The sequence below is a fragment of the Magnetococcales bacterium genome (assembly GCA_015231925.1).
Classification (GTDB): Bacteria; Pseudomonadota; Magnetococcia; order Magnetococcales; family JADGAQ01; genus JADGAQ01.
The window spans coordinates 1-3814 of the sequence record JADGAQ010000282.1 but is presented as its reverse complement, the minus strand read 5'-3'; the positions used below and the strand labels follow the sequence as shown (position 1 = coordinate 3814).

Annotated in this window: 4 protein-coding genes; all 4 read left to right on the top strand. The window is 57.8% G+C overall.

Features of this window, described 5'->3' with window-relative positions; all coding sequences use genetic code 11:
- Positions 1–191 precede the first annotated feature (191 nt).
- Positions 192–512, top strand: a complete 321-nt coding sequence (locus HQL56_18750) for a hypothetical protein (GenBank protein MBF0311556.1) — start codon at positions 192–194, stop codon at positions 510–512.
- 158 nt (positions 513–670) lie between these two features.
- Complete coding sequence (locus HQL56_18745; protein ID MBF0311555.1) at positions 671–2467, top strand: SUMF1/EgtB/PvdO family nonheme iron enzyme; 1797 nt, start codon at positions 671–673, stop codon at positions 2465–2467.
- Between the two features lie 908 nt (positions 2468–3375).
- Positions 3376–3633, top strand: a complete 258-nt coding sequence (locus HQL56_18740; protein ID MBF0311554.1) for an HRDC domain-containing protein — start codon at positions 3376–3378, stop codon at positions 3631–3633.
- Positions 3617–3814 (top strand): four helix bundle protein (locus HQL56_18735; GenBank protein ID MBF0311553.1); only part of this gene is annotated, 198 nt, incomplete at its 3' end. The genes HQL56_18740 and HQL56_18735, both read left to right, overlap by 17 nt.

Here is a 3814-nt window from a genome sequence, read left to right as displayed (position 1 = left end):
ACGGACCCTGTCTCCGCGCACAAGGTTTGTCCAACCCGTCATCCCGCGCCAGTGCGGGTCACTGGACGAAGAGCAACGGTTCCCGGCGTCCGGTAGGTCCGCAAGGATTCGAAGGCCGCCGGGGGCCACTCTTTCTGCCTCATGGTGCAATGGATATGTCCACTCCCCCAGTCAGAATTCCCCAGGACCTGATGGTCTGGATTGAGGCCCGAAAGCGTTTTCGCTTGTCCCATGCCCATATCCAGATGGCTCGGGAACTTGGCTTGAACCCGAAGAAATTCGGTGGATTGGACAATTCCCATCAAGAACCCTGGAAATTGCCTCTGCCACAGTTCATCGAAAAGATCTATTTCAAGCACTTCAAGAAAATCAAACCCGATCAGGTCATAAGCCTTGAAGAGGTGGCTGCGGCAAGGCGGGACAAGAAAATAGCCAAACAGGCCGGAAGGGCGTTATCCGACACGTTGCCAATTGACAGCCAGTCATCTACTGAAGAAGCTCAATCAAAATAAAGTTATTCATAATTATACTAATTCTGGCATCTGTTCAGGTATACGGGGGTTCGGGGCATGATATCCTCTCCGGGAAGGTTGCGGAAGCGGTTTGTTTTTCGGGGTGAATGGCCTACCATGCGGTGAAGAGGATACGAAACGGGTGTGACGGAGGGGCGATGAAACAACTCGGCAGGATGGGCCTTCTGGGTCTGGTGACGTGTCTGCTGGCGAGCGGTGCCCTGGCGGAACGGCGTCTGGCGCTGGTGATCGGCAACGGCGCCTACAACAACGGGGTGGTGCCACTGCGCAATCCGGTCAACGACGCCGGTGATCTCAAAAAAGCCCTGGAGAAGCAGGACTTCGAGGTCACTCTGGAGTTGAACGCCAACCTGGAACGGATGACGGAGCAGGTCGATGCCTTCAGCCGCCGCCTGGGAGAAAGCAAGGCGGTGGGATTGTTCTTTTACGCCGGCCACGGGGTGCAGTCCGAAGGCGAAAACTACCTGGTTCCTGTGGGGGCCACCGTGGAGAAGGCGGCCCAGTTGCGTTACCGCACCCTGCCCGCAAGCTATGTGCTGGCCGGCATGGAAGAGGGACGCAAGGAACAGGTCAACATCCTGATCCTCGACGCCTGCCGGGATAATCCGTTTCGCAGCTTCCGCAGTCCTGCGGGCGGGTTGGCCACGATGCAATCCCAGGGGGGCTCGATCATCGCCTTTGCAGCAGGCGCGGGACAGAAGGCGGAAGACGGCACCGGACGCAACGGCACCTTCACCAAACATCTGCTGCCCCAGTTGGGTCGCAGCGGGCTGAACGTGGTGGAGATGTTCCGGGAGGTGCGTCGGGGGGTTCACAGCGAAACCAACGGCAAACAGTGGCCCGAAATCACCGAAAAGATGCTGACCACCTTCTATTTCACCCCCACCGTCGAGCCGCCTCCCCCGCCACCTCCGGAGCGCAAAGGCTATCTGCAGGTGAGCGTCAACGCGCCAGGGAGCAAGGCAACCCTGAACGGGCGATCGGTTGGCGAGTCGTGGCCGAATCAGCCGTTGAACCTGCCGGACATCCCGGTGGGAAAAAACCGGCTGAAGGTGGAAGCGACCGGTTTTGAGCCGGTGGAGCAGGAGATCGAGGTAAAATCCGGCGGAGTATGGACCCAGGTGGCCATGAGCCTCCCACCGGAAGCGGTGGTTCCGGTGACTGGCCGGGATTGGCGGGATCCCACCACCGGAATGGAATTCGTGAAGGTTCCCGAAGGGAGCTTTGATCTGGGTTCGCCGGAAGGGGAAAATGGACGGGATGGTGACGAGGGTCCTGTTCAAAAGGGCTTGCGGGTCAAGGAGTTCTGGCTTGGGAAGTATGAGGTGACGAACGGGCAATACCGGAAGTGGAAGCCGGATCATGACAGCGGGAGTTACGAAGGTCTGTCGCTGAACGGGGATGATCAACCTGTGGTGAATGTGGCTTGGGATGAGGCGACGGCCTATGCCAAGTGGTTGTCGGAACAGGGGCATGGCAAGTTTGCCTTGCCGACGGAGATGCAGTGGGAATATGCAGCGCGAGGGGGAACGAAAACCTCACGGTATTGGGGGGATGATCCGAAGGAAGCATGTCAGTATGCCAATGTGGCGGATTTGACGGCAAAGGCGAAATGGTCGAGTTGGACAATTCATGAATGTCGTGATGGTTACGAAGTGACGGCCCCGGTGCATGACGGGAAGCGGAAACCGAATGCCTTTGGATTGTATGATATGCTGGGAAATGTTTGGGAATGGACGTGTTCGTTGAAGGAAGCTTACGGTCAATCAGAGAAGAACTATGCCAAATGTGGAGATGGGGGCTCCGTCCGGGTGGGTCGGGGCGGCAGCTGGTACGACGGCCCGGCCGGCGTCCGCTCCGCCTATCGCGACTGCATCTCGCCCGTCTACCGGTACTACTACCTGGGCTTCCGCCTTTCGAGGACTGGCCCTTGACCCTTTTATCCTTGTTCACTTGGGCGCGAAGCGCGTGTTTTGACGTTGACGTTGGGTCCCCGCAAGATTGCAGTCTGCGAGAGGGGGCCGCGAAGCGGTTGCCCCCGAGAGCGGACTGCAATCTTGTGGGGTTGTTTTGGTCTGGGGGGTTGAGGGGGCGAAGCCCCCTCAAGATTTATTGGAGGTGTTTTTTCAACGCAGAATTTCTCTGAATTTCATGACTATAGGTAATAAATATGAATATTTGGTAACCATTAAGACCCCTGTACGGTGCAGCATGATCAGGTCAACGGCGAAAGGAAAAGTCCCAGGGGTGCCCCCGGACCCCATGGGGTCGGAAGTCAACAATAAACAGAAGAGTCCCATGGCGCTGCCCTGGACCCGTCGGGGGGGGGATAATCCCCCCGAACCCCAGTATATCTGAATAGTTACAATATTTGTATTTTTGCTTTACGTTTTGACCCTGTAGTGGGTGGTTTTGACGATACCGAAGCACGTTCTTTCATGGCGGACAAAGAAATTCAGTAACTATTCAGACCCCTGCACGGTGCAGCTCGATCGTGTCAACGGCGAAAGGAAAAGTCCCAGGGGTGCCCCCTGGACCCCAGGGGGTTGAACGTCAACAGACAAAGGAAAAGTCCCAGGGCGCTGCCCTGGACCCGTCGGGGGGGATAATCCCCCCCGAACCCCCGTATATCTGAACAGATACGAAATTCATGCCATTCATGATCATACGTTCATCCATCAGGGTGCGCCGTACTTGCTGTTGGTGGTGACGTATCATGGCCTGGATTCTTCCGAAAGAATCATGCCATTGGGGAAGAGCCCCGCCAGCGCTTCTCCGGAGAACTGGCGCAAGCTGTTGAATCCGGGAAACACGCCTTTATTCAACTCGTTGCGCGAATGGCGTGCCGGAAAAGCCACGTACAGAAGGCGTTCCGCCCTATTTTATCGCCACCAACCAGCAACTGGCGGAGATGGCCGCCTCCCGCCCCCAAACCCTGGCCGGTCTGGCCCGCATCGAAGGAGTGGGAAAAGGCAAACTGGAACGCTACGGCAACGAGATGCTGGGCGTCCTGGGAATGGAGTCTGGCACGAAACCTGCCGCTTCGGAAAGCACCGTGCCAACCGCTCCCCCGGAGGCCAGCCATGAGCCCACAGCATGATCTGCCCATCTTCGACAAATGGCTGGACTTCCTGAAGTGGCTGCTGCCCACCACCGGGAAGTTGCCCCGACGGATGCGCTTCACCTTCGCCGACCGCATCGACACCCTGACCCCCGACCGGGTGGGGGATCCGGTGGAAGCCCGCCACTCCCACCGCAAACAGGAAATCCTCAAACGCGCC

Coding starts and splice junctions, on each gene's coding strand:
- HQL56_18750 (MBF0311556.1), top strand. CDS start 192: ATGGTCTGGATTGAGGCCCGAAAGCGTTTTCGCTTGTCCCATGCCCAT.
- HQL56_18745 (MBF0311555.1), top strand. CDS start 671: ATGAAACAACTCGGCAGGATGGGCCTTCTGGGTCTGGTGACGTGTCTG.